Origin of the sequence: Pseudomonas sp. EA_35y_Pfl2_R5 (assembly GCF_963970805.1) — a bacterium.
In the GTDB taxonomy this organism is placed as follows: Bacteria; Pseudomonadota; Gammaproteobacteria; order Pseudomonadales; family Pseudomonadaceae; genus Aquipseudomonas.
In genome coordinates this window covers 154,815-178,045 of the sequence record NZ_CAXAOW010000006.1, presented here as the reverse complement: position 1 = coordinate 178,045, position 23,231 = coordinate 154,815, and the positions used below count along the sequence as shown (strand labels likewise).

The 23,231-nt window shown below is 60.9% G+C and carries 19 protein-coding genes and 2 pseudogenes; 12 read left to right on the top strand and 9 right to left on the bottom strand.

Going from position 1 to position 23,231, the window contains the following annotated elements; all coding sequences use genetic code 11:
• Positions 1-8 precede the first annotated feature (8 nt).
• The 4 genes and pseudogenes from AACX99_RS13445 to AACX99_RS13430 form a co-directional block, all read right to left on the bottom strand.
• The gene (locus AACX99_RS13445; protein WP_339412563.1) at positions 9-1,265 is read right to left on the bottom strand and encodes an FAD-dependent oxidoreductase; all 1,257 of its coding nucleotides are present in this window, start codon (positions 1,263-1,265) and stop codon (positions 9-11) included.
• Positions 1,254-1,418: pseudogene (locus AACX99_RS13440) on the bottom strand (rubredoxin); the annotation flags it as partial. The pseudogene AACX99_RS13440 and the gene AACX99_RS13445, both read right to left, overlap by 12 nt.
• A 5-nt stretch (positions 1,419-1,423) precedes the next feature.
• On the bottom strand, positions 1,424-2,869 hold the full coding sequence (locus AACX99_RS13435) for an aldehyde dehydrogenase family protein (RefSeq protein WP_339412500.1): 1,446 nt from the start codon (positions 2,867-2,869) through the stop codon (positions 1,424-1,426).
• A 10-nt stretch (positions 2,870-2,879) separates the two neighbouring features.
• Positions 2,880-4,070 carry an aromatic ring-hydroxylating oxygenase subunit alpha gene (locus AACX99_RS13430; RefSeq protein WP_339412498.1) on the bottom strand — a complete coding sequence of 397 codons (1,191 nt, stop codon included), beginning with the start codon at positions 4,068-4,070 and terminating at the stop codon, positions 2,880-2,882.
• A 397-nt stretch (positions 4,071-4,467) separates the two neighbouring features.
• Here AACX99_RS13430 and AACX99_RS13425 point away from each other — a divergent pair, with 397 nt between their 5' ends.
• A complete protein-coding gene (locus AACX99_RS13425) occupies positions 4,468-6,174 on the top strand; it encodes a BCCT family transporter (protein ID WP_339412496.1) in 1,707 nt (568 codons plus the stop codon).
• Positions 6,175-6,259: 85 nt separating this feature from the next.
• On the opposite strand, the gene AACX99_RS13420 is transcribed toward AACX99_RS13425, so the two are convergent.
• Both AACX99_RS13420 and AACX99_RS13415 read right to left on the bottom strand, forming a co-directional pair.
• The gene (locus tag AACX99_RS13420) at positions 6,260-7,189 is read right to left on the bottom strand and encodes a LysR substrate-binding domain-containing protein (protein ID WP_339412494.1); all 930 of its coding nucleotides are present in this window, start codon (positions 7,187-7,189) and stop codon (positions 6,260-6,262) included.
• A 212-nt stretch (positions 7,190-7,401) separates the two neighbouring features.
• The gene (locus AACX99_RS13415; protein ID WP_339412492.1) at positions 7,402-8,295 is read right to left on the bottom strand and encodes a LysR family transcriptional regulator; all 894 of its coding nucleotides are present in this window, start codon (positions 8,293-8,295) and stop codon (positions 7,402-7,404) included.
• A 182-nt stretch (positions 8,296-8,477) separates the two neighbouring features.
• Between AACX99_RS13415 and AACX99_RS13410 the strand changes: the two genes are divergently transcribed.
• The 9 genes from AACX99_RS13410 to AACX99_RS13370 all read left to right on the top strand — a co-directional run bounded on the left by AACX99_RS13410 (position 8,478) and on the right by AACX99_RS13370 (position 17,913).
• Positions 8,478-9,506: an alpha/beta hydrolase gene (locus tag AACX99_RS13410; RefSeq protein WP_339412490.1), complete on the top strand. Its 1,029-nt coding sequence runs from the start codon at positions 8,478-8,480 to the stop codon at positions 9,504-9,506.
• Positions 9,507-9,610: 104 nt separating this feature from the next.
• Positions 9,611-10,741, top strand: a complete 1,131-nt coding sequence (locus AACX99_RS13405) for an MFS transporter (protein ID WP_339412561.1) — start codon at positions 9,611-9,613, stop codon at positions 10,739-10,741.
• A gap of 16 nt (positions 10,742-10,757) precedes the next feature.
• Positions 10,758-11,216, top strand: a complete 459-nt coding sequence (locus AACX99_RS13400) for a cyclophilin-like fold protein (protein ID WP_339412488.1) — start codon at positions 10,758-10,760, stop codon at positions 11,214-11,216.
• Positions 11,217-11,459: 243 nt separating this feature from the next.
• Positions 11,460-12,155, top strand: a complete 696-nt coding sequence (locus AACX99_RS13395) for a tRNA (adenine(22)-N(1))-methyltransferase (RefSeq protein WP_339412486.1) — start codon at positions 11,460-11,462, stop codon at positions 12,153-12,155.
• A 313-nt stretch (positions 12,156-12,468) separates the two neighbouring features.
• Positions 12,469-13,365 carry a LysR family transcriptional regulator gene (locus AACX99_RS13390; RefSeq protein ID WP_339412485.1) on the top strand — a complete coding sequence of 299 codons (897 nt, stop codon included), beginning with the start codon at positions 12,469-12,471 and terminating at the stop codon, positions 13,363-13,365.
• 3 nt (positions 13,366-13,368) lie between these two features.
• Positions 13,369-14,271 (top strand): LysR family transcriptional regulator, encoded by a 903-nt coding sequence (locus AACX99_RS13385; RefSeq protein ID WP_339412484.1) that lies wholly within the window; start codon positions 13,369-13,371, stop codon positions 14,269-14,271.
• A gap of 178 nt (positions 14,272-14,449) precedes the next feature.
• On the top strand, positions 14,450-15,079 hold the full coding sequence (locus tag AACX99_RS13380) for a glutathione S-transferase family protein (protein ID WP_339412483.1): 630 nt from the start codon (positions 14,450-14,452) through the stop codon (positions 15,077-15,079).
• 51 nt (positions 15,080-15,130) lie between these two features.
• A complete protein-coding gene (locus AACX99_RS13375; protein ID WP_339412481.1) occupies positions 15,131-17,191 on the top strand; it encodes a pyridoxamine 5'-phosphate oxidase family protein in 2,061 nt (686 codons plus the stop codon).
• A 245-nt stretch (positions 17,192-17,436) separates the two neighbouring features.
• Complete coding sequence (locus AACX99_RS13370) at positions 17,437-17,913, top strand: nuclear transport factor 2 family protein (protein ID WP_339412479.1); 477 nt, start codon at positions 17,437-17,439, stop codon at positions 17,911-17,913.
• A gap of 380 nt (positions 17,914-18,293) precedes the next feature.
• Here the strand turns inward: AACX99_RS13370 and AACX99_RS13360 are convergent, their stop codons facing one another.
• Complete coding sequence (locus tag AACX99_RS13360) at positions 18,294-18,833, bottom strand: helix-turn-helix domain-containing protein (protein ID WP_339412477.1); 540 nt, start codon at positions 18,831-18,833, stop codon at positions 18,294-18,296.
• Positions 18,834-18,946: 113 nt separating this feature from the next.
• On the opposite strand from AACX99_RS13360, the gene AACX99_RS13355 reads away from it, so the two are divergent.
• A complete protein-coding gene (locus AACX99_RS13355; protein ID WP_339412475.1) occupies positions 18,947-19,729 on the top strand; it encodes an aldolase in 783 nt (260 codons plus the stop codon).
• A gap of 28 nt (positions 19,730-19,757) precedes the next feature.
• Positions 19,758-20,645, top strand: coding sequence for a dihydrodipicolinate synthase family protein (locus AACX99_RS13350; protein ID WP_339412473.1), 888 nt, complete (start codon positions 19,758-19,760; stop codon positions 20,643-20,645).
• A 200-nt stretch (positions 20,646-20,845) separates the two neighbouring features.
• On the opposite strand, the pseudogene AACX99_RS13345 reads toward AACX99_RS13350, so the two are convergent.
• Together AACX99_RS13345 and AACX99_RS13340 are read right to left on the bottom strand one after the other, a co-directional pair.
• A pseudogene (locus AACX99_RS13345) lies at positions 20,846-21,091 on the bottom strand (catalase-related domain-containing protein); the annotation flags it as partial.
• 415 nt (positions 21,092-21,506) lie between these two features.
• The gene (locus tag AACX99_RS13340; RefSeq protein ID WP_339412471.1) at positions 21,507-23,216 is read right to left on the bottom strand and encodes an amidase; all 1,710 of its coding nucleotides are present in this window, start codon (positions 23,214-23,216) and stop codon (positions 21,507-21,509) included.
• Between the last annotated feature and the right edge of the window lie 15 nt (positions 23,217-23,231).

The following is a 23,231-nucleotide window of genomic DNA, read 5'->3' as shown; positions in this document are numbered from 1 at the left end:
GATCGCCCTCAGGCCACGGCCCGCTGTGCGTTCTGACAGGACTGCAGCCAGGCATTGCGCTGCAGTTGTGCTTGGCGACCGAGCAGGACGAAGCCGTGCAGCGTCCCCTCGGCATCGTAAAAACCGGCGCTGAGGCCGTCGTCGGTGGCCGTGCAGCGCCATTCGCCGGCCACGCCGACAGTCGGTGGCAGCAGGCACAGCGGCGCGGCCGGGGTCTTCACCGTGACCGGCATCAGCGGGTAGCTGACGGCGGTCGGTTGGCCGAGCAGGGTCTTGCACAGGGCAGCGATGCCCTGGTTGATCGGTGCCAGATACGGCAGCAACTGGCCGTCGATCTCGATGCAATCGCCGAGGGCATAGATGCCCGCTTGCGAGGTCTGCAACTGGGCGTTCACCTGAATCCCGCGGCCCACCGCCACCCCGGCGCTTTGCGCCAGGCTCAGGTTGGGACGCAGGCCAACGGCGGACAGCAGCAAGTCGGCCTCAAGGTGTTGACCATCGGCCAGGCTCAGGCGGTAACCCTGCTCGGTCTTGTCGATGCGCTGCAGGGTGTTCTGCAAGTACCAGCTCACCCCCAGCTCGCCCAGCGCGTTTTGCAGTTGCTGGCCGGCTTCACGCGGCAGCAGGCGCTCCATTGGCCACTGGCCGAGACCGATAACGCTCACCGCAAAACCGCTGACGGCCAGGTCGTTGGCAAACTCGCAGCCGATCAGGCCGTCACCGAGAATGGCCACCCTGCGCACGCCGGTCAGACGTTCACGAAAGCTCTGGTAATCATGCAAGTTGTTGACGCTGAGCAGGCCGCTGCTGTCGCCCTCAATCGGCAGCCGGATCGGTGCCGCGCCGCTGGCCAGCACCAGTTGGCCGTAGTCCATCTCACCGAGATTGGTGTGCAGACGCCGCGCCGCCGCGTCGACGCGCTCAACCGTGCAGTGCGGGTAAATACGGATATTCAGGCGCTGCTCGATGGCCAACGACGCCTCGCCGGACAGTGCCGCGACGCTCTTGCCCTGGGCCAGGCCGATGGACAGTGCCGGCTTGGAGTACAGGTGCCCGGATTCCTGGGTCAGCACACGAATCTCGACCTTGGGGTCGGCCTTGCGCAGCGCCTGGGCCAGGCCGTAACCGGCATAACCGCTGCCGATGATCACAATCGGCTGACGCACCTGGGCGGCCGCCGGAGCCACGGGCGCCTTAAGCGCGGGTGGCGCGATTGGCAGCGGCGCACTGATCGCCGCAGCGACGGCCGGGCTGATATCGAGCATCTCGAAATCGTCCTTGCCGACCCCGCACTCGGGGCATTTCCAGTCTTCGGGCACCTCTTCCCAGCGGGTGCCGGCGATGATGCCGTCATCCGGCCAGCCGAGCGCCTCGTCGTAGATCAGACCGCAGACGACACAGAGCCAAGTCTTGAACATGTCGCTTACTCCTCTGCCACGCGGATGGCCACGTTCTTGGTGCGCACGTAGCTGTACAGTGCTTCCTGGCCCTTTTCACGGCCGAAACCGGAGAGGCCAACGCCGCCGAACGGCGTCTCGATGCCGCCGGCATACCATTCGTTGACGAACACTTGACCTGCCTTGAGGCGGCGCGCGCAGCGCATGGCGCGGCTGATGTCCTGGGTGAATACGCCAGCCACCAGGCCGAAGTCGGTGCCATTGGCGATGGCGATGGCCTCTTGCTCGGTCTCAAAGGGGATAATCGCCAGCACCGGGCCGAACACTTCCTCTTGGGCAATGCACATCTCAGGGCTGACATCGCGGAATACGGTCGGGCGCATAAAGTGCCCGGCGCGGTCGCTGTAAGCCTCAGCACCGGTGGCCGCTACCGCACCCTCATCGATTGCGCGCCGACACAAGGTTTCGATGCTGGCCAGTTGCGCGGCGCTAACCACCGGCGTGAGGTCAGGGTTGTCCTGGCCGAGGCCGACGCTGAGGCCTTCGGCCAGCTCGACCACGGCCTGGACGATTTCTTCGTAGATCTCGCGCTGCACCAGCAGCCGCGACATGGCCGAGCAAACCTGGCCGGCATTGAAGAAGATGCCGCCCTTGACGCTGGCCAGCAGCTGCTGACGGTCGACGTCGGCAAAGGCGATGGCGGCCGATTTGCCGCCCAGCTCCATGACGCTGGGAATGGCGTGCTCGGCGGCGTTGCGCAGGATGCTCTGGCCGGTTGGCACCGAACCGGTGAAGACGATCTGATCGACATTGGCATGGCTGACCAGATGGCTGCCGACCTCACGGCCACGGCCGCAGATCAGGTTGACCGCGCCGCTTGGCAAACCGGCCTTGGCGATGGCGCGAATCAGCACGCACATGCCCAGCGGCGACAGCTCCGGCGACTTGATCACCACCGCATTGCCGGCGGCCAGGGCTGGGGCCAGCGAGCGCGCGCAGATCGACACCGGGAAGTTCCACGGCACGATCTGCGCGGAAACGCCCATAGGGTCGTACAGGGTGAAGTCCATATAGCCGTCGCCCAGCGGGATCGAGCAGCCCTCGATCTTGTCGGCCATGCCGGCGTAGTACTCGAAGTAGCGCGCGGCCTCGGTGAACTCATCACGGGCGTCATTCAGGCTCTTGCCGTTTTCCTGGCAGAGCACCCAGGCACCTTCGTCGGCCACTGCGCGAATTTCCTCGGCGATGCGCAGCAGCCAGGTCACCCGCTGCGCCGGGCGTACACGCGTCAGCTCGCCACTGTCGGCGCAACGCCGGGCGGCCTGCACGGCGCGCTCGGCATCGGCCACAGAAGCCTGGGCGATGGTCGCCAGCGGCGCGGCGCTGCCGGGGTTGTTCACCGTCAGCTGTTGAGCGCTGTCCAGCCACTCACCGTCGATATAGTTCAGCCAATGTTCGGCAATCGGGTACATGACGGCCTCCTCAGGCGGATGGGTCGATGGCGAGCAGCTGACGCGCGGCCCACTGGTGGAAGTGGTGAGTCGGAATGTCCATCTCGGGGGAGAACACGCCGCCCTTATAGCCCGGCGAGTGACGGCCCTTCTGCATGCCTTCGACCGAGCTGATGTCTTCGGCGAACACCACTTTCCACGACTCCAGCACGGCGTTACGGCAAGCGGCGTACTCGTCGCTCAGGGCCTCGTCGCCGACGTAGAACACCCGCAGGTGTTCCAGGGTGCGCCCCGGCGCGACCGGATCCAGCTGCATGGCAAAGGCGTGGTCGGCCTGGATGCCAAGTAATACGTTGGGGAACAGAGCCAGGTATTCGGCGTTGCGCAAGCGATCCTGCGGCCAGCTGGGGAATTTCGGCAGGTGGGTGCCGGCCACATCGGAGAGGTTGTAGGCATAGCTGCCCTGCCCGGCGGAATTCTCTTCAAACAAGATGTTGTAGTGATCTTCCAGGCGCGAGTAGGTGTTCAGGCTCGGGTGCACCCACGGCAGGTGATAGGCCTCGCAATAGTTCTCCACGGCCAGCTTCCAGTTGCAGGCGATATCCAGGGTGGTGGAGTCAAAGCCTGGACGGCGGCGCAGCAGGCTCATGCCGTCCGCGCCGAGGAACTGGCTCCAGCGCGCGGTCAGCGGCGCGAGCATCTCTTCCAGGGTCTGCGCGTCGCCGGACAGGTTGATAAACACCATGTCCATCCAGATGGCGCTGCGGATGGCCTTCAAACCGTGCTTTTCGCAGGCGAAGCGCTCGTCCTTGTGTTTGTCGATACCGCCCACGTGCGGGGTGCCGCGCAGGCCGCCGTTAAGGTCGTAGGTCCAGGAGTGGTACGGGCAGCGGATCACGCCCTGCACGGTGCCTTCTTCCTGCACCAGCTTCATGCCGCGATGGCTGCAGACGTTGTGGAACACCTGCACCAGGGCCTCGCGATTGCGCATCAGCAACAGCGGCAAGCCCATGAAGTCGATGGGTTTGACCGAGCCGTTTTGGGTCAGGTCGCTGGCAAAGCCCACGCAGGCCCAGGTCTTGCCCATGACCTGATCGCGCTCGAGCTCGAAGTAGCGCTGCTCGGTATAGAAGGCATTGCTCAGGCCGGTCGCATGCTCAATCGGGTTGAGGATGGTTTCCAGCGCGTGGGTAGGAATCAATTGAGGGGCGGAGTGAGTCATTGTTGTTTTCTCCCTGGCTTGCACGGCAGGTGGTGACGATGGGCGAATGGCCCGCTAGTTGGATCGAGTGTCGACAAGCCAGGGAGCATGGACAAACGATTTTTTGTTACGACATTAATGATTTTTAATCATTAATGTCGCTCAGCGACAAAACCGACAATAGCTAGATATAACGGTATTGACCGGCTAGTCATGATTTTTTAATTAGTGCCAAAAACTCATGAGTTGATGAGGATAAATAAGTTGTCGCGCATGCTCGCCAGGACCATTTTGTTTAGGCGTGTTGGTGCCAGGGCTGTCTCCGTTTGCCTGCGTGAACAGCCCTTGCAGCGCCCCTTTTATGGGGCGCCGCCAGCAACGCCGAAGTCCTTCAACAAAAACAAACAGGGGACACACAATGCGTGCTCAGACTGGCCTGCTCAAAGGCCTCAACCCCACGGTTACCGTGGTTTCCAAAGTGCTGGTGATCGCTTTCGTGCTGTTCTGCGCGATTCAGGCCGAACAGGCCGGTGCGTTCTTCCAGAAAGCCTCCGACTTCATCCTGAACAATTTCAAGTGGTACTACTTGAGCTTGGTATCCGCTGTGCTGGCGTTGCTGCTGTACCTGATGGTCAGCCGTTTTGGCCTGATCCGTCTGGGCCGCGATGACGAGCGCCCGGAGTTCTCCTTTAGCTCATGGATCGCCATGCTGTTCAGCGGCGGTATGGGCATCGGCCTGATCTTCTGGTCGGTGGCCGAACCGATGTGGCACTACGCGGGCAACCCCCTTGCCGAGGGGCTGACCGACGAAGCCGCGACCACTGCCATGCGCATCACCCTGTTTCACTGGGGCCTGCACCCTTGGGCGATCTTCACCATGGTCGGCTTGGCACTGGCCTACTTCGCCTACCGCAAAGGTCTGCCGCTGACCATGCGCTCGATCCTCTACCCGCTGATCGGCGAGCGCATCTACGGGCCAATCGGCCATGTGGTGGACATCCTCGCGGTGGCGATCACCGCTTTTGGCGTCTCGCAGTCGCTGGGCCTGGGGGTCACCCAGATCAACACCGGGTTGAACCAGGTGTTCGGCTTACCCGTCGGCCTCGGCCCCCAATTGCTGTTGATCGCGGTGATCAGCTTTGCCGCAACGCTGTCGGTAATGTCCGGCGTGGCGCGCGGCATTCGGCTTTTGTCCGAGTGGAACATGCTGCTATCGCTGTTGCTGATTGCCGTGGTGCTGCTGATCGGCCCGACGCGCTACCTGCTCAACACCACGTTGGAAAGCACCGGAGACTATTTGCAGAACATCGTCGGCCTGAGTTTCTGGAGCGATACGCAGAAGGACAGCGGCTGGCAGAACTGGTGGACCGCCTTCTACTGGCCTTGGTGGATGACCTGGGCACCCTTCGTCGGCCTGTTTATCGCGCGTATTTCACGCGGCCGCACCATTCGCGAACTGATAGCCGGCGCGCTGTTGGTGCCGACTCTAGTCACCATCGTCTGGATGTCGGTACTCGGCGGTGCAGCATTAAAGAGCGAGCGCGATGACCGTTTACAGCACGAACAGCAGGTGGCCAGCGGCCAACTGATCGGCGAGGCGGCCGAGTTCAAGGGCGGCGAAGTGCTGCTGGCGACCAAGGCGGAAACCACCTCGGCGATGTTTGTACTGCTGCAGAAGCTGGATACGGGAATGATCGGCAAGGCCCTGAGTATTCTGGTCTGCCTGATGTTGGCGTCCTACTTCATCACCTCGGCAGACTCCGGCACCCTGGTGCTCTGTACCCTTAACGCGGTGGGGCATTCCGAGCCGCCGCAGGGCATCCGCGTGGTCTGGGGTGTGTTGATCGCCTGCATCGCCGCCGGCCTGTTGTACGCCGGGGGGCTGAAGACCATTCAGATGGCCTCGATTACCGCCGGCCTGCCGATCTCCGTATTTATCCTGCTGATGAGCTTCACCCTGCTGCGCACCCTACGCCAGGAAAGCTTCACCGGCCTGCCTACGCCATCCTCGGGCGGCCGGGCGATTGCGCAGGAAACTTCCCAGGACGCCAGTGACTCGCCCGAGCCGCTGGTCGGCCTGGGCGGGGCCTGCAACACCTCGCTACAGGCGAGAAAGGCCGGCTGAACAATCGCCTACGGGTGATGCCAACAGCACAAAAGCCAGTGGCCACAAGCCGCTGGCTTTTGTCGTTTAGGGCCCGGCAAAGGGTTTAGAAACTGGCGGGGGGCTCGGCGTCTGTCGTTGGCAGCTCGGCCATCAGCCAGTCGCGAAATTGGCGCACGCTCTGCCTGTTGCTGCCGCGCCCTAAGGGCTCCAGCAGGCAGAACTGCGCCTCGGTCGCCAGCATTTCCGTGACCGGGCGCACCAGCGCGCCAGTCTCCAGGTGGTCGTTAACCAGGTTATTCCAGGCCAGCGCCACGCCCTGCCCATTGAGTGCCGACTGAATCAACATCGAGTAACTGTTGATCTTGACCCGGTGACGCGGCTCCAGCGCCGCCAAGCCGGTACGGCGAAACCACTCCGGCCAGCCAACCCAGTCGCGGTGTGGGTCTTCCAGCCACAACCAGGTGCAGCCGGCTAATTGCTCAATGCCGAGCAACTCGGGGTGCTTGGCCAGGTAACCGGGGCTGCAGACCGGAAACACCTCTTCGGAAAACAACGGTGTGACCTGCATGTCTTTCGGCGCGGTGCGGCAGTAATACAGGGCTAGGTCGCAGTCGAGGCGGCTGTAATCCTTGACGTGGTCATGGGCGATGATGCGCAGATCGATGTCTTCATGGTCGCGCTGAAAATCGGCGACCTTAGGCAGTAGCCAGAGCGAGGCCATCGCGGTACTGGTGGCCACCGTGACCTGCTGCTCGCCCCGCCAGTTGCGGATTTCGCCCGTGGCACCGGCCAACTGCAACAATGCCTCGCGCACAGTCTCGTGATATTGGCTGCCCGTTGGGGTCAGGTTCATCGCCCGAGTGGTGCGCTCGAACAGGCTCTTGCCAAGGTAGTCCTCAAGCAGGCGCACTTGGCGGCTGATGGCACCTTGGGTGACATTCAGCTCACTCGCCGCGAGGGTGAAACTCAAGTGACGGGCAGCAGCCTCAAAGGCCACCAAGCTGTTAAGCGGAGGTAATGGCTGGATTTTCATAGAGCACGGCACAGGATTTTGTAGTTATTGACTGACAGTCTAAACCCTTGCGCAGTAGCGCCCTAGCGTCTTACTGAATCGCCTCTAATTGCTTAATACTAATACGCCCGAATGGCTGCTATTGGCCGCTTTTGGCCGGTTGGCCACAGGCGGAAACCGGCCAGAAGCGGGCACTGAGATAACCAATCTTGGGACGATCCGGCACTGTTGCTCTACCTCGTAACTCGTAACGCTTCGAGCACCAGAGCGAAGGCCGGTGAGGGTTGTCTACGATTGGGATAGTAGAGGTGATAGCCGGAAAATGGCTCGCACCAGTTCTCCAGCACGCGAATCAGCCGGCCCTCCTCAAGGTGCGGGGCAAATTCATCTTCGGGTAGATAGGCAATTCCCAAGCCGCCGACAGCGGCGTCCGCAATATGGGTCGTGCTGTTGAATACCAGCTGCCCGTCGACCCGCACCTTCAGTTTTTTGCCTTTGCGCTCGAACTCCCAGGCATCCACTCCACCGTAGGTAGGGAAGCGGATATCGATGCACCGATGCGCGGCTAGATCGTGCGGGTGCTCAGGGATGGGGTGTTCGGCGAAATAGCTGGGGGCCGCCACCGCCGCCATGCGCAGATCGCCACCGATGGGCAGCGCAATCATGTCCTGAGCCACCGTCCCGCCGAAGCGCACGCCAGCATCGAAACGCTCAGCCACGATGTCACAGAAGCCGTAGTTGATATCGAATTCGAGCTTGATATCCGGATAGGCCGCCAGGACGGGGATCAGTTTGGGCAACAAGGTCGTCTTGATGATGTTATCGCCACAGGTGATACGCACCGTGCCCGCCGGTTTGTCGCGTAACTCGGTCAGGGCATCCAGCTCGGCTTCGATCTCATCGAAGCGGTGGCCGATGGCCTCCATCAGCCGTTCACCTGCCGCCGTCATGGAAACGCTGCGGGTGGTGCGGGTGAGCAGACGAATCTCAAGCCGCGTCTCCAGCCCGGACACCACCTGACTGACTGCCGACTGGGTAACGCCCAGGTGTGCTGCTGCGCGCGTAAAGCTGCCTTCGCGCGCCACTGTGACGAAGGCCTGGAGGTCGTTGAAGTTATGCCGAGGCATGCGCTCACCCTCTGATTGAGTAGCAGAGGTTATAGCGGCTTTAAGCATTCATTAGCTAATCAAAGTCTAACTATTTCACGAGAATGTTCTCTGCCCCGCTGGCGTCTTCACCCGCGAGCGGGGCCAAGCAATCGCCAGAGTCAGATCGACGATTGATCTTCAACCCGTGAGAGGACGAATCCATGAACAGACTTTTTTTAGCGCTGGGCCTTCTGCTCAGCTCGATCACCGCTCTAGGAGCCGATATGTCCAACGGTGCAGACAATTTCTTCAAGAGCGACAAAGTGACCATGGAGAAGGTCAGCTTCAACAACCAGTACCAGATGAAGGTGGTGGGCAATCTATTCGTCCCCAAGGATGTCGGTAGGTCCGTGCGTAGCCCGGCAATCATCGTTGGCCATCCCATGGGCGCGGTGAAGGAGCAGAGTTCCAACCTGTATGCCCAGAAACTGGCGGAGCAAGGCTTCATTACCCTGGCGTTGGACTTGTCGTTCTGGGGCGAGAGCGAGGGCAGCCCGCGCAACGCTGTTCTCCCCGACCTGTACGCGGAAGATTTCAGTGCAGCCGTCGATTATCTTGGCACCCAGGCGTTCGTGGATCGGCAGCGCATCGGTGTGCTGGGCATCTGTGGCAGCGGCAGCTTCGTCATCAGCGCAGCCAAGATCGACCCGCGCATGAAGGCGATTGCAACGGTCAGCATGTATGACATGGGGGCCGCCAATCGCAATGGCCTCAAGCATTCGCAGACGCTGGAACAACGCAAGCAGGCAATCGCCGCCGCAGCCGAGCAGCGCTACGTGGAGTTCAGTGGCGGCAAGACGCAGTACACCAGCGGCACCGTGCATGAGCTGACGGACGATACCCACCCGATCCAACGTGAGTTCTTCGACTTCTATCGCACTGCGCGAGGCGCGTTCACTCCGGCTGGCTCCAGCGCCGAGCTGACCACTCACCCGACGTTGACCAGCAATATCAAGTTCATGAACTTCTACCCGTTCGCGGACATCGAGACGATATCCCCACGCCCGATGCTGTTTATCGCTGGTGAGAACGCACATTCCCTCGAGTTCAGTGAAGAGGCCTTCCGTTTGGCGGGCGAGCCCAAGGCGCTTGTCATCGTCCCCAACGCCGGGCACGTCGACCTGTATGACCGGGTGAATCTGATCCCCTTCGACAAGCTCACCCAGTTCTTCCAGAACGGCCTCAAGTGATCGGCTAGGCAAGCACCATGACTAGCCAACTTGCTGCCCAACCAGGCGACCTTTCTGCACATCAGCCGCTTTACCACCCCAGTCACTGGGGTGGGGTCTTGGCGATGACGCTCTGTGTCTTTGCCCTGATCGCCTCGGAGTTCATGCCCGTCAGTCTGCTCACGCCACTGGCAACCGATCTCCAGGTCAGCGAGGGTGTTGCAGGGCAGGGTATCGCCATCTCTGGAGCGTTCGCCGTGCTGACCAGCCTGTCGATCAGCTGGCTGGCCGGGAGCATGGATCGCAAGACGCTTCTGCTGATCCTGACGGGCTTGATGGCGGTCTCCGGCGCCGTGGTAGCGTTCGCGCCGAGCTTCACCCTCTACATGCTGGGGCGAGCGTTGCTCGGTGTGGTCATTGGCGGTTTCTGGTCAATGTCGGCGGCCACGGCCATGCGGCTGGTGCCCGATGATCAGGTGCCCAGGGCGCTGGCCATCTTCAACGGCGGTAACGCCTTGGCCACGGTGATTGCAGCGCCGCTGGGCAGCTACCTGGGCTCGGTAATCGGTTGGCGGGGAGCCTTCCTCTGCTTGGTGCCGGTGGCGGTCGTCGCACTGGTCTGGCAGTGGCTCAGCCTGCCAAGCATGAAGGTCCAGGTGCGAGAGTGCCCTACGCGCAGTGTTTTCAGACTGCTCGGCACGCGCTCGGTGGCGTTCGGTATGGCGGCGTGCGGTGCCTTTTTCATGGGGCAGTTTGCTCTGTTCACCTACCTCCGACCCTTCCTGGAAACAGTGACGTTGGTCGATACCGCTTCTCTGTCATTGATCCTGCTGGTTATCGGCGTAGCCGGCCTGGGTGGAACGATGATCATTGGCTCACTGCTGAAAAAGGGGCTGTTCCGCGCGTTGATTAGTATTCCGGTGCTGATGGCGGTAATTGCCCTTGCGTTGATCCCTGTCGGCATGTGGATCGTTCCGGTGGCGATATTGCTGGGCCTCTGGGGACTGATGGCAACGGCAGCGCCTGTTGGCTGGTGGAGCTGGATCGCGCAAGCGATGCCCAGTGACGCCGAGGCAGGTGGTGGGTTGATGGTGGCAGTGGTGCAGTTTGCCATTGCCTCGGGTTCAATGCTGGGCGGCTGGCTGTTCGACCGCAGCGGCTACCAAAGCACCTTTACTGCAAGTGCAGCCATTCTGTTGCTTGGCGCAGGCCTTACCGTTCTGGCCATGCGTGCACAGCCGGGTCACCCGGATTGAGGAGGGAATCTTCAAGATGAATAGACTCAGCCAACATTTATGCCTTTCAGGCATCCAGCTATGTCTGCTGCTCATGCTGAGTAGCTGCGCACTCGCTCAGGCGATAGCGGAACCAAAACTGAAGGAAGATCGTATGTGGATGACCATTGGCGAACAGCGCTTCGCAATCACATTGGATGATAGCGAGCCCTCGCGGGCATTCGCACGGCTATTACCCCTTACCCTGGATATGACCGACCTCCATGCGAACGAGAAATACGCGAGCCTGCCGCAGCGGCTGCCAACCAACCCAGTAAGGCCCGGCATAATCCGCAGTGGCGATCTGATGCTGTACGGTACGGATACGCTGGTGATCTTCTACCAAACGTTCGAGTCGACCTACTCATACACCCGACTTGGTAGTGTCGATAGCCCCGATGAGCTTGCCGAGGCGCTAGGCCGAGACGGTTTGACTATTCACTTCTCTGCGAACTAGTTTGCGCGCGGAGCCGGCTTAGTGAATGTCCGCATGTGGCACACAAGATACGAAAGTGTTTTTACACACTCTGGGCCGTCAGCAGCCCATCACTACGTGTCGTTATTAGTGCTCCTCTGAATCCTAAGCTCGGGCGAGCACATATCGCCGGTCACCGCGATTTGCCATGCGCTGCATTGCTCGACAGAATCGCGCCCCGCTTTGGCCCAACGGCCGGACGTCGATGCTGAGAAGGGGTTGGAGTTGAACGAGCAGACATTATCCATGCGCCTTGAACGCGTGGCGGCGCATGTGCCGGCAGGGGCGCGGCTGGCTGATATTGGATCGGATCACGCCTATCTGCCGGTGGCGTTGATGCGCCGTGGTCTCATCGAGGCCGCCGTGGCCGGGGAGGTGGCTTTGACGCCGTTCCACGCAGCTGAGCGCAGCGTGCGCGATAGTGACCTGAACCAATGTATCAGCGTGCGCCTGGCAGATGGTTTGGCGGCGATTGAGGCGGGCGATGCCATCACGGCAATCAGTATCTGCGGGATGGGCGGCGAGCGGATTCGGGACATTCTCGACAGTGGTAAGGCGCGTTTGAGTGGTCTGGAGCGTTTGATCCTGCAGCCCAACGGCGGTGAGCAGCCACTGCGGCAATGGCTGATGGAAAATGGCTACCGCATCCTCTGTGAGGAAGTGCTGCGAGAAAATCGCTTTGCCTACGAAATCATCGTGGCCGAACGTTCTGGCCCGGTGCTGTACAGCGCCGAGGAACTGTACTTTGGCCCGCTGCAAATGCAGACGCGCAGCCCGGCGTTCCTGGCCAAGTGGCAACGCATGCTGCACCTAAAGCAGCAGACCCTGGCCAACTTCGCCCATGCGCGGCAGGCGGTGAGTGAGGAGAAGGTGCAGAAGGTTGCCCGGCAGACGCAGTGGATTATTGAACTGCTGACGTGAGCTTGATTCAGTAGGCGAAGTTGCCAGAGAACTGATCTCCACAGACCTCTAGAGGCTAATGGCGCAGCCTGGCGAAGTGGCTAAGGTGATTCTCAACGCGGTACGCAGCGTTGGCGAGCAGTGATCGGAAACGCGGTTTCATGCTCGCGGCCTATGACCTGAATAATTAAGCGCTTAACCTCTCCCGGATGTGCTCGCAGCCACTGCATCGTTTCAGCAGTAGGCTGTGAGCAGGCGCTACGTAAGTAGCGTTTAATGCAATTCTTAAAGCCAATCTCGACGTTGGGCGGTGAGTGTGGACAGGTTTCAGGAGATGAAGGTGCTGCTGGCCGTTGCGGAAGCGGAAAGCTTTGCCGGCGGTGCCAGGCTAGTGGGTATGTCGCCACCCAGTGTGACCCGGGTTATTGCCGGTTTGGAGAAGCGTCTGGGTACGCTGTTGTTGGCGCGTAGCACGCGTAGCCTGCGCCTGACCGAGGCGGGACGGCGTTATGTGGAGGACTGCAAACGCATCCTGCTGGAGCTGGACGAGGCCGAAGAATTGGCCACCGGCAGTAGCATTCGTGCACGTGGCAACCTGACTGTGACGGCGCCGGTGATGTTCGGCGAGCTGTACCTGATTCCGCTGATTACCGAGTACCTGTCAGCGCACCCGCAGGTGACGATCAATGCGCTGCTGGTGGATCGCCTGGTGAATATGGTGGAGGAGGGCGTGGACGTCGCCATCCGTATTGGTCAGCTGCCGGAAACCGGCTTGCAGGCCATTAAGGTTGGGCATATTCGCCCGGTTATCTGCGCTGCGCCGGCTTTTCTCGAACGCTTTGGTCGGCCACAAGAACCCAAGGAGGTGATGGCCGCGCCTATCGTGATGTCCTCAGCCAGCAGCCTGCTCACCGACTGGCAGTTTAACCTGGGCGCCAGCGCTCTTACCCTGCACCCCAAACCGCGCCTGCTGGTGAGTTCCAATCAGGCGGCGATCAATGCTGCACGCCTGGGTTGGGGCCTGACGCGGGTATTGTCTTACCAAGTGGCCGAGCTGGTTGCGAAGGGCGAGCTGGAGATCATCCTCGATACCTTTGAAGCCGCGGCACTGCCGGTACATGTGCTCTATCAAGGCGGCGGACGGGTACCCGCCAAGGTGCGCACCTTTGTCGATTTCTGTACCAGCCGCTTCTTGCAAGACCCGACGCTGCAAAGAGGCGAAGGTGCTTAAGCCATGAGCCGCTATCGGCAGTTGCAGGTGTTCGATGCCGTGGTGCAAACCGGCAGCCTGGCAGCGGCCGCACGCCAGCTTGATCAGTCGGCCGCGACCGTCATGCGCAGCATCGCCGCACTGGAAACGCGCCTGAACAACAGGCTGTTGCTGCGCGGGCCGCGCGGCGTCGAGCTAAGCCCGGCAGGCGAGCAGTTTGCCGTCAGCTGTCGGCAGATCCTCGAACACACCGCAGTTGCTGAGCGCTCCGCTGCCGGCTTGCATGCGCGCCCTGCGGGTCGGTTGATCCTGTCGTTACCGCGGCTGATGGATCAGCAGGTATTGATGCCCATCGCCCTCGATTATTTAACGGCTTTCCCTGAAGTGCAGCTGGTCACCCAGGCCAGCGAAGGTGTGCCCAAACTGCTTGAGGAAAACATCGATGTTGCCCTGGTGGTGGGCCATCTGCCGAACTCTTCTGAGTTCGCCGTGCCGGTGGGCAGGGTGCGGCCGATTGTTTGCGCTTCTCCCGCCTACCTGGCCAGGTGGGGACGCCCGCAAACGCCGGAGGACCTCAAAGCGCATCGTGCGGTATTGACCACAGCCAGCGGCCAGCAGAGCGAATGGCGCTTTCAATGCGAACGCGCCACGCGCTTGGTGAAACCTGCACCGGTGTTGACCTGCACGACTCAGCGCGCCGCCATCCATGCCGCGACCCTGGGGCTGGGGCTGATTCGCTGCATGAGCTATGAGGCGCACCATGAGTTGCAGAGCGGGTTGCTTGAGCCGGTATTGAGCGACTTTGCCAGCCAGCCCTTGCCCGCACAGTTGATCTACCGCGATGGCCGCCGGGCCGAGGCGCGGGTGCGCACCTTTATCGACTTCGCCACGCCAAGGCTGCGTGCTCATCCAGCATTTCTTGACTGACAGGGCCGTCGCTACCGTGCCCCTGTGCGGTTGCATTCTTTTATAAAACGAAATTATGCATTGCTCTGCATGGTGATTCTGCTTAAGCGCTGGTGGGTGCAGCATGAACCTACCAGCGCAAAAGCCGCCATCCCGGTTTGACGTCGCTGACTACCCTGACCCCATACGGAGCCGCACCATGTCTCAGCCAGCCATCAAACTTTATCGCGTCCCTCTTTCAGGCCACGCTCATCGCGTCGAGCTGATGCTTTCGCTGTTAAAACTGCCCACCGAGCTGGTGTTTGTCGACCTGGCCAATGGGGCGCACAAGACACCTGAATTCCTCGCCATCAACCCGTTCGGGCAAGTGCCGGTCATTGATGACAACGGCACCGTTCTCAGCGACTCGAATGCCATCCTGGTTTATCTGGCGAAGAAGTATGGCAATGGCACCTGGCTGCCTGAAGAGCCGCTCGCAGCGGCGCGCATTCAGCGCTGGCTGTCGGTGGCCGCTGGCCAACTGGCTTACGGCCCTGCATCTGCCCGGTTGATCACGGTGTTTGGTGCACCCTTGAATGCCGAGGAGGTTATCGCGCGATCTCATGCCTTGCTCAAGGTGATGGACGGCGAACTGGCCAACACTCCTTTCCTGGCGGGCGCTACCGCCACCCTCGCCGATGTCGCCAACTACAGCTATATCGCCCATGCGCCGGAAGGCAATGTGTCGCTGCAGGCCTACCCGAACGTGCGTGCCTGGCTGGAGCGGGTTGAAGCACTGCCAGGCTTTGTGTCCATGCAGCGCACTGCTGCAGGTCTGCAGGCCAACTGAGTCCGTCATAGGCTGCCGGGGTGCCGGCAGCTTTCTTGAGGAGCGCATTGCATGGATCATCTGCCCAAACACCGCCGCTCACCTTGGCATGCCGGGGAAAAAACGCTCCAGGAAACCTATGGCGTCTCTGAACGCATGGAGGTCATCGGGCAGAAGGTCATTCGCGATCACATGCCCGACCAGCATCGCGAGTTCTACCAGCAACTGCCGTTTATGATCGTTGGCGCGGTCGATGCAGAGCAGCGGCCCTGGGCCACTCTGCTTGAGGGGCCGGAAGGCTTCGTGACCTCGCCCGATCCGCAGCAGTTGCTATTGGCTGTACAGCCCGACGCGCAGGACCCGGCTGCCAGCGGCCTGCAAGCGGGGCAGGCGGTTGGCTTGCTTGGCATCGAGCTGCACACGCGGCGACGCAATCGCATCAACGGGGTGGTTCAGCAGGTTTCTGCCGGTGGCCTGGCCGTGGCGGTCGAGCACTCCTACGGCAACTGCCCCAAGTACATCCAGGCACGAGGCTATAGCCGCACTACTGAGCCGGTGAAGAACCGCGCTATGCGCCAGGACTTCACCGCGCTGAATGCCCGCACCACCGAGATGATTCGTGCGGCCGACACCTTCTTTATCGCCAGCTACTTCGACCATGACGCCCATAGCCGCTCGGTGGATGTATCGCATCGCGGCGGCCGCGCCGGCTTTGTCAAAGTCGAAGGCAACCGGCTGACCATCCCCGATTATGCCGGCAACCTGTTCTTCAATACCCTGGGCAACTTGCAGGCCAATCCGGTTGCGGGGTTGTTGTTTGTTGACTTTGTTTCCGGCGACATCCTGCAACTCACCGGCCGCACCGAGCTGATTCTCGACAGCCCGATGATTCAAGCCTTTGAGAGTGCCGAGCGCCTGTGGACCTTCGAGGTTGAGCAGGCGGTGCTGCGTCCGGCGGCTACCTCACTGCGCTGGGAATTTCACGATTACGCACCGACCAGCCTGGCCACTGGCACCTGGGCCGACGCGGACGCGAAGCTGCGCCAGAACGAGCAGCGCCGGCAGTGGCAACAGTGGCGCGTGACCCAGGTGCAGCAGGAGAGCCAGGACATCCGCTCGTTTTATATCCAGCCGCTGGATCAGGCGGCGGTGGCGTTCACCCCTGGGCAGCATATGCCGCTACGCCTGCAAACACCTGATGCTGACGCGCCGCTGATCCGTACGTACAGCGTCTCCAGCGCGCCGTCCGACGGGCATATCCGCATCAGCGTCAAAGCCCAGGGCCCGGCCTCGCATCACCTGCATAAACACGTGCAGGTGGGCGATGTGCTGGAGATGCGCCAACCCATGGGCAGCTTCACTTTGATCGAGGACGGCGAACGCCCGGTGGTGTTGATCGCTGCCGGGGTCGGCATCACGCCCTTGCTGTCGATGTTCCGCGAGCTGGCTGCGCAGAATAGTCAGCAGCAGCGGCAACGTCATGTGCATCTGTTCCAGAGCGCTCGAGTCCTGGAGGACTTGCCGTTCCAAGCCGAACTCAAGGCGTTGCAGCAGCGCGACACCGAGTACCTGCATATCCACCGCGCCTTAAGCAGCCCAGGCACTGAAGCGGTTGCTAGCCGTGACTTTGAGATAAGCGGCCGTCTCGATTTTGCCCAGGTCAAGGCGCGGCTGCCGCTGGATGACTACGACTTTTACCTGTGCGGCCCCGGCGGCTTTCTGCAGGCCATGTACGACGGATTACGTGGATTGAATATTGTCGATGAGCGCATCCATGCCGAGGCGTTCGGTCCCTCGACGTTGCAACGCTTAGCGGTTGAGCAGTCTGCTGCGCCGGTTCAGCTACCCGCCGCCAGCGCCCCAGTACCGGTCTATTTCGCCGCATCGGCAAAGGAAGCGCGCTGGACGCCGGGCGGTGGCAGCCTGCTGGAACTGGCGGAAAGCCGTGGTCTTAATCCCGACTTCAGCTGTCGTGGCGGTTCGTGCGGCACCTGCAAAACGCGCCTGGTCAGCGGCAACGTGCATTACCCCAACCCACCGGCGCAACTACCGGAGAGTGACAGCGTGCTGATCTGCTGCGCGGTGCCGGCGGAGCTGGACGGCGCTATCCAACCCCTGGTGCTCGATCTCTAGCGAGGGCTGCAACATGAACCGCGAAATAATTGACCGTTACGACGCGCCCGACGTATCGGGTGAAACGCCAGGGCACTGGGAAGTGAATTATCTACTCCCGCAGTTACTGCCTGGTCCTGAGCACCCAGGCTACGGCGTAAATGCTGCGCTGATGCGTGTATTGAAGCGACTGTTTGCCACCATGCGGGCACCCTGCGTCGTCCCGTCTGTCACTCCATCCCTCACCACGTGCAGGAGCCACCGCCATGTCTACCGTTGAAATCCGCCAACCGATCCCACCCTTTACCCGCGAGTCGGCCGTGCTAAAAGTCCGCCTCGCCGAAGACGGCTGGAACAGCCGTGATGCCGCCAAAGTGGCCCTGGCCTATACCCCGGACACCCAATGGCGCAACCGCGCGGAGTTCGTGACCAGCCGTGCCGAGGCGCAGGCGTTTTTGCAGCGAAAGTGGCGCAAGGAACTGGAGTACCGGTTGATCAAGGAGCTATGGGCATTTACCGATAACCGCATCGCCGTGCGTTATGCCTACGAGTGGCACGACGACTCGGGCAACTGGTTTCGCTCCTACGGCAACGAGAACTGGGGGTTCGCCGAAAACGGCCTGATGGCGCACCGCTTTGCCTGCATCAACGACCTGCCCATTCAGGAGTCCGAACGCAAATTCCGCTGGCCCTTAGGCCGTCGTCCTGATGACCATCCGGGGCTTTCGCAACTGGGGCTATAGGTCCAAGCGACTTAGGATAATCAGCGTTGTGGGTAGCGGGCGGTGGTCTGCTTTCGGCCCGAAAGCGGCTGGTCGTTATGACCGCTTTGGACCATCGACTTTAAATAAAAATTTTGCTTAACCGCGCCGTGCAGGATGCGGTTTTACCTGGCCGCTGCTCCAGGCGCCGTTGCCATTCAGCCCACGGGTCAGGAGCATACTTTGTTTCGCCATTTCAGCCGGAACTGCGGCAGCTTTTGCCGCTTTGGCTTCAGCTCTAAGCTCAGCGAGACTTGGTGTTTTTCGCACCGGCTCGGCGGTTCTTTTGCGACGTTACGTAGGCAGAGCTTGCATGAAACCTGGGTGACATCGTGCGTGCGGCTAAGGCTACAGACATCTGCTTACTCAGCGCTGTGTATGACCACCAATAATTGGGCCTGTACGTCGCCAACCGAGCGCAGTCGGTGCGGCTTTTGTGAGTTGAAATGCAGCGCATCCCCGCGGTCGAGTAAAAGCTTTTCGTTCATGAAATCTACTTCTACTTGCCCCTCGTGCACGAACAGAAACTCTTCGCCCAAATGTTCCTTGAAGGATTTGTCAGTAAATTCAGTGGGCGGGTAGATGATGAATGGCAGCAGGCTTCTGCTGCTGATTTGGTGCGCCAATACCGCGTAACTCGGCTCTTCGTTCCCTGCGGCCAGCGACTGACGGTCATTCGCGCGCACAAGGCTGTAGCTGTCGACGCTACTGCTTTCTTCGGAGAACAGTTCTTCGACCTTGAGATTCAGTGCCTTGGCCAACTTCAACGCAGTCGAGATGGACGGCGTGTTTAGCCCACGTTCGATTTTCGACAGGTAGCTCTTGGTCAAGCCTGATCGCTCAGCCAATACCTCCAGCGTCACGCCTAGCTTCTTTCTCAATATTTTCAAGCGGATAGCCATATAGAGCGATCAGTCCTTGCAGAAAGCAATAATTTCCCATTGTATATGACACAGTGTGTCATATAGCATCTTTAGTGTCATTTGCATGACCCCTACCTAACGAGGAGGCCGACATGGCCAAGACACTAGCACTGCCTAAAGAGCAATTGGTCAAGCAAGCGCTGACCCAGATGCAAAACACCCTTGCCGATAATACGTGGACTGACCGGCAAAAACTCGCCCTGACCTGTCGCATCCTGTTTGAGAGCGGTCACGACTCGGGTCTTGCCGGGCAGATCACAGCCCGCGGCCCGCAACCGGGTACTTACTACACCCAGCAGTTGGGCTTGGGCTTCGATGAAATTAGCGCAAGCAATCTGCTGCTAGTCAACGAAGACCTGGAAGTGCTCGAAGGTCATGGTATGGCTAACCCGGCCAACCGTTTTCATAGCTGGGTATACCGAGCGCGCCCGGATGTGAATTGCATCATCCACACCCACCCAACTCACATTGCGGCACTTTCAATGCTTGAAGTGCCGCTGCAGATCTCCCACATGGATCTTTGCCCTCTCTATGACGATTGCGCATTCCTTGAGGGATGGCCTGGCGTTCCGGTTGGCAATGAGGAGGGCGAACTGATCGCCGGCGCCTTGGGTGACAAGCGCGCGATTCTTCTTTCCCACCACGGTCAGCTTTCCACCGGCACCACCATCGAGGAAGCCTGCGTTATCGCCCAGCTGATCGAGCGGGCTGCCAAGCTCCAGCTGCTCGCCATGGCCGCAGGCACGATCAAACCGATCATTCCGGAACTAGGTCACGAGGCCCACGATTGGGTATCCAAGCCCAAGCGGCACGCCGCCGCCTTCAACTACTACGCCCGGCAGAAGCTGGGGCGCCACGCCGATTGCCTGAACTGAAACCCGCCTTTTAAACCGGAGACAATGCATGAGCAGCCCACATATTCACGGCATCATCGGCTACACCATTACCCCGTTCGGCGCGGACGGCGAGGGTATCGACCTTGATACGCTCGGTCGTTCCATCGATCGTCTGATTGACGGTGGCGTACACGCCATTGCGCCATTGGGCAGCACGGGAGAGGGCGCTTACCTGAGCGACGCGGAATGGAATCAGGTCGCCGAGTTCAGTATCAAGCACGTCGCCAAGCGTGTGCCTACCGTGGTCAGCGTATCTGATCTAACCACTGCTAAATCTGTGCGCCGTGCGCGTTTCGCCGAAGGCCATGGTGCGGATGTTGTCATGGTGCTTCCGACGTCCTACTGGAAACTTACGCAAGAGGAAATCTTTGCGCACTACCGCGCCGTAGGCGACAGCGTCGGCGTGCCGATCATGCTGTACAACAACCCAGCTACCAGCGGCACCGACATGTCCGTGGAGCTGATCCTGCGCATCGTCAATTCCGTGGAAAATGTCACCATGGTTAAGGAGAGCACCGGTGATATCCAGCGTATGCACAAGTTGCAGCTATTGGGGGAAGGCCAGGTGCCTTTCTACAACGGCTGCAACCCGCTTGCGCTGGAGGCTTTCGCGGCGGGCGCCAAAGGCTGGTGCACTGCAGCGCCTAATCTGATTCCACAACTGAACCTGGATTTGTACGCGGCTGCGTTAGCCAATGATTTGGGTAAGGCGCGCGAGCTGTTTTATCACCAGCTACCGCTGCTGGATTTCATCTTAAAAGGTGGATTGCCAGCGACCATCAAAGCAGGCTTGCGGGCTACCGGGTTGGAAGTGGGTGACCCGCGCTTGCCCGTTTTCCCGCTGGCTGAGGCGGGCCGCCGTCAGCTCAATGAGCTTCTTCAGGTTCTGCGCTGATAGTTAACACCTAAGCTCTGTGATCGTTCCTTCGGCTTCCGTTAGAACGATCAAGAAAGAAGCAGTGCGCAGATGTCTGCAAATTACATCTGTATCGATGCATCTAATTGCACCGGCCGCACGATGGATAGTGGCGGCCGGACGTCAATCACCGGTAGCGCTGAAATACCGCCGCCACCGGTGCGACGCCGTGAGGCGTTTTACAAGTAGCCCGCCAAATTGTGGCTGCCATTAAGCAGCTCAAGCGCTGCCGCTACGCCTGCGCCATACGCGGGATCAGCGTTACTGCAGTTCACAATATGACGTTGCTTAACCATGGCGGGGGCGTCGCCCATTGCCCTGGCGGTATTGTCGAACAGTGCCTGCTGTTGCGTTGGGGTCATTAAACGAAAGAGGTTTCCTGGCTGCTCAAAGTGATCCTCGTCGACCCGATGATCCCAATGGGCTGCATCCAACTTGAAACGGGTGATGAAAATCATCGGTACCGAAGACTTGTTGAAGGCGATGACGGCGTAAAAGCCTCGGCTTTTACTGCTCTATAAGCTGCCAAAGCGCTTCGTGAAGGCTCTGGTGCGTTACCGCCGCTGATCATGGCAAATTCTCGGGAAAACGCCTCGCCCAGGAGCACCCGGCTGAGGAGCTCAGGGTGCGAAAGTGTTTTTACACACTCTGGGCCGCTTTCAGCCGGTGAAACTCTACTCCTTCGGTTCTAAACCTCTAAACAGCGCGGCTACTGATGACACACCGGCTATCGTTTCACTCAGTTTGCGTGGCTTTAGCCATCTCGGTTCGCCCAGCGAGTCGTTGTCTTGAGTTCACACCATAAAGCCGCTCATGTGAGCGGCTTTATGGTGTGCGGCGTTAACCGCGCGACAGCGGCGGCGTACGTGGCGGCACCAGGCGTTTCGAGCCGGTGGACTCGAAGGCGGCGGCAAAGCGCAGCAGGGCGGAGTCGTCGTAGGCGCGGCCGGCGAAGGTCAGGCCGATGGGCATGCCGATATCGGCCATCACGCCCATCGGTACGGTGACGGTGGGCACGCCCAAGTGGCGGATGGCTAGGTTGCCGTTGGCCACCCACACGCCGTTGCTCCAGGCGATGTCGGCAGACTCTGGATTGACGTCGGCATCCGCCGGGCCGACGTCGGCAACGGTGGGGAATAGCACGGCGTCGAGGTTCAGGTTATCCATCCAGTCTTCCAGGTCGAGCTTGCGGGTATGTTCCAGGCCACGCAGGCCGTCGGGCAGGGTTGCGATCTGGTCCCAGTTCTTCAGGCCGCGCTTGGCCATGTTGACGTATTCATCCATGCCAGCGGCCAGGTCGCCCTCGCGATTGGGCAGGGTGCCGGGGTCGTGAGGGAAAATCTGCGGGCCGTCGACGTCCGCCAGCGTGTTCAGCTTGGGATCACCGTTGGCGCGTAGAAAGTCGTCAAAGGCCCAGCCGCTCAGCTCCCACAGTTCGTCATGCAAAAACTCCGGGGTAACGATGCCGCGGTTGTACACGGTCGGCGCGTCTGGGCGGTCGCCTTCGCAGTTGGAGACCAGTGGGAAGTCCACTTCGACCACTTCGGCGCCGGCGGCTTCCAGCGCCTTGCGCGCCTGCTCCCAGAGCGCAATGACTGACGGCCGAGTGTGGATGCGTTGGCCAGTCGGGCCACCGATGCCGGGGCTTTCGCTGGTGCCGGCGGCGTCATCCTTGTTGATAAACATACGCGGTACACCAAAGCGTTTGCCGGCCAGGGCATCGGCCTTGGCGGCCAGGTCGGCATAGGCCGCTGGACGCACGTCGGAGGCCCTCGGGATCGCGACCCAGGGCTGCAGGCGCCAGAGGTCACCACGGTTGTCCGGGTCATCGGCGACCACGATGTCGAGCACTTCGAGCAGATCGGCCATGGTTCGCGCATAGGGCACCACCACGTCCATGGTCGGCGTCAGCGGCCAGTTGCCGCGCACCGAAATCACCCCGCGCGACGGCGTGTAGGCACACAGGCCATTATTCGAGGCGGGGCCGCGACCGCTGGACCAGGTTTCTTCAGCCAGACCAAAAGCGGCAAAACTGGCGGCAGTGGCCGTGCCGGCGCCGTTGGATGAGCCCGAGGCGAAGGGCGCAGTAAGGTAGGCCGCGTTGTACGGGCTTTCCGCGCGGCCATACACGCCGCGCTGCATGCCGCCGTTGGCCATGGGCGGCATATTGGTTTTACCCAGGCAGATGGCTCCGGCGCCGCGCAGACGCTCGACGGTAAAGGCATCGCGATAGGCGACCAGGTCCTTGAAGGCCGGGCTGCCGGAGGCGGCGGTCAGGCCCTTGACCAGGTAGCTGTCCTTGGCGGTGTAGGGGATGCCGTCGAGCGGACCGAGTGTCTCGCCACGGGCGCGGCGCTCATCGGATGCCTGGGCTTCCTTGAGCGCATCGGGGTTGCGCACCACCACGGCATTGAGTTGGGTCGGCGTGCCGGCAGCGTCGTAGGCATCGATACGGGCGAGGTAGGCCTGTACCAGTTCGACCGCCGTGGTCTGGCCGGCTTCGAGCGCGGTGCGCAGTTCGGCAATGGAAAGCTCGGTTACCTCGATCATGCTGTCACCGCTGGC

Excerpts from the sequence above, each read along its gene's own strand:
- AACX99_RS13445 (WP_339412563.1), bottom strand. The coding sequence starts at position 1,265 with ATGCTCGATATCAGCCCGGCCGTCGCTGCGGCGATCAGTGCGCCGCTG.
- AACX99_RS13435 (WP_339412500.1), bottom strand. The coding sequence starts at position 2,869 with ATGTACCCGATTGCCGAACATTGGCTGAACTATATCGACGGTGAGTGG.
- AACX99_RS13430 (WP_339412498.1), bottom strand. The coding sequence starts at position 4,070 with ATGACTCACTCCGCCCCTCAATTGATTCCTACCCACGCGCTGGAAACC.
- AACX99_RS13425 (WP_339412496.1), top strand. The coding sequence starts at position 4,468 with ATGCGTGCTCAGACTGGCCTGCTCAAAGGCCTCAACCCCACGGTTACC.
- AACX99_RS13420 (WP_339412494.1), bottom strand. The coding sequence starts at position 7,189 with ATGAAAATCCAGCCATTACCTCCGCTTAACAGCTTGGTGGCCTTTGAG.
- AACX99_RS13415 (WP_339412492.1), bottom strand. The coding sequence starts at position 8,295 with ATGCCTCGGCATAACTTCAACGACCTCCAGGCCTTCGTCACAGTGGCG.
- AACX99_RS13410 (WP_339412490.1), top strand. The coding sequence starts at position 8,478 with ATGAACAGACTTTTTTTAGCGCTGGGCCTTCTGCTCAGCTCGATCACC.
- AACX99_RS13405 (WP_339412561.1), top strand. The coding sequence starts at position 9,611 with ATGACGCTCTGTGTCTTTGCCCTGATCGCCTCGGAGTTCATGCCCGTC.
- AACX99_RS13400 (WP_339412488.1), top strand. The coding sequence starts at position 10,758 with ATGAATAGACTCAGCCAACATTTATGCCTTTCAGGCATCCAGCTATGT.
- AACX99_RS13390 (WP_339412485.1), top strand. The coding sequence starts at position 12,469 with ATGAAGGTGCTGCTGGCCGTTGCGGAAGCGGAAAGCTTTGCCGGCGGT.
- AACX99_RS13385 (WP_339412484.1), top strand. The coding sequence starts at position 13,369 with ATGAGCCGCTATCGGCAGTTGCAGGTGTTCGATGCCGTGGTGCAAACC.
- AACX99_RS13380 (WP_339412483.1), top strand. The coding sequence starts at position 14,450 with ATGTCTCAGCCAGCCATCAAACTTTATCGCGTCCCTCTTTCAGGCCAC.
- AACX99_RS13375 (WP_339412481.1), top strand. The coding sequence starts at position 15,131 with ATGGATCATCTGCCCAAACACCGCCGCTCACCTTGGCATGCCGGGGAA.
- AACX99_RS13370 (WP_339412479.1), top strand. The coding sequence starts at position 17,437 with ATGTCTACCGTTGAAATCCGCCAACCGATCCCACCCTTTACCCGCGAG.
- AACX99_RS13360 (WP_339412477.1), bottom strand. The coding sequence starts at position 18,833 with ATGGCTATCCGCTTGAAAATATTGAGAAAGAAGCTAGGCGTGACGCTG.
- AACX99_RS13355 (WP_339412475.1), top strand. The coding sequence starts at position 18,947 with ATGGCCAAGACACTAGCACTGCCTAAAGAGCAATTGGTCAAGCAAGCG.
- AACX99_RS13350 (WP_339412473.1), top strand. The coding sequence starts at position 19,758 with ATGAGCAGCCCACATATTCACGGCATCATCGGCTACACCATTACCCCG.
- AACX99_RS13340 (WP_339412471.1), bottom strand. The coding sequence starts at position 23,216 with ATGATCGAGGTAACCGAGCTTTCCATTGCCGAACTGCGCACCGCGCTC.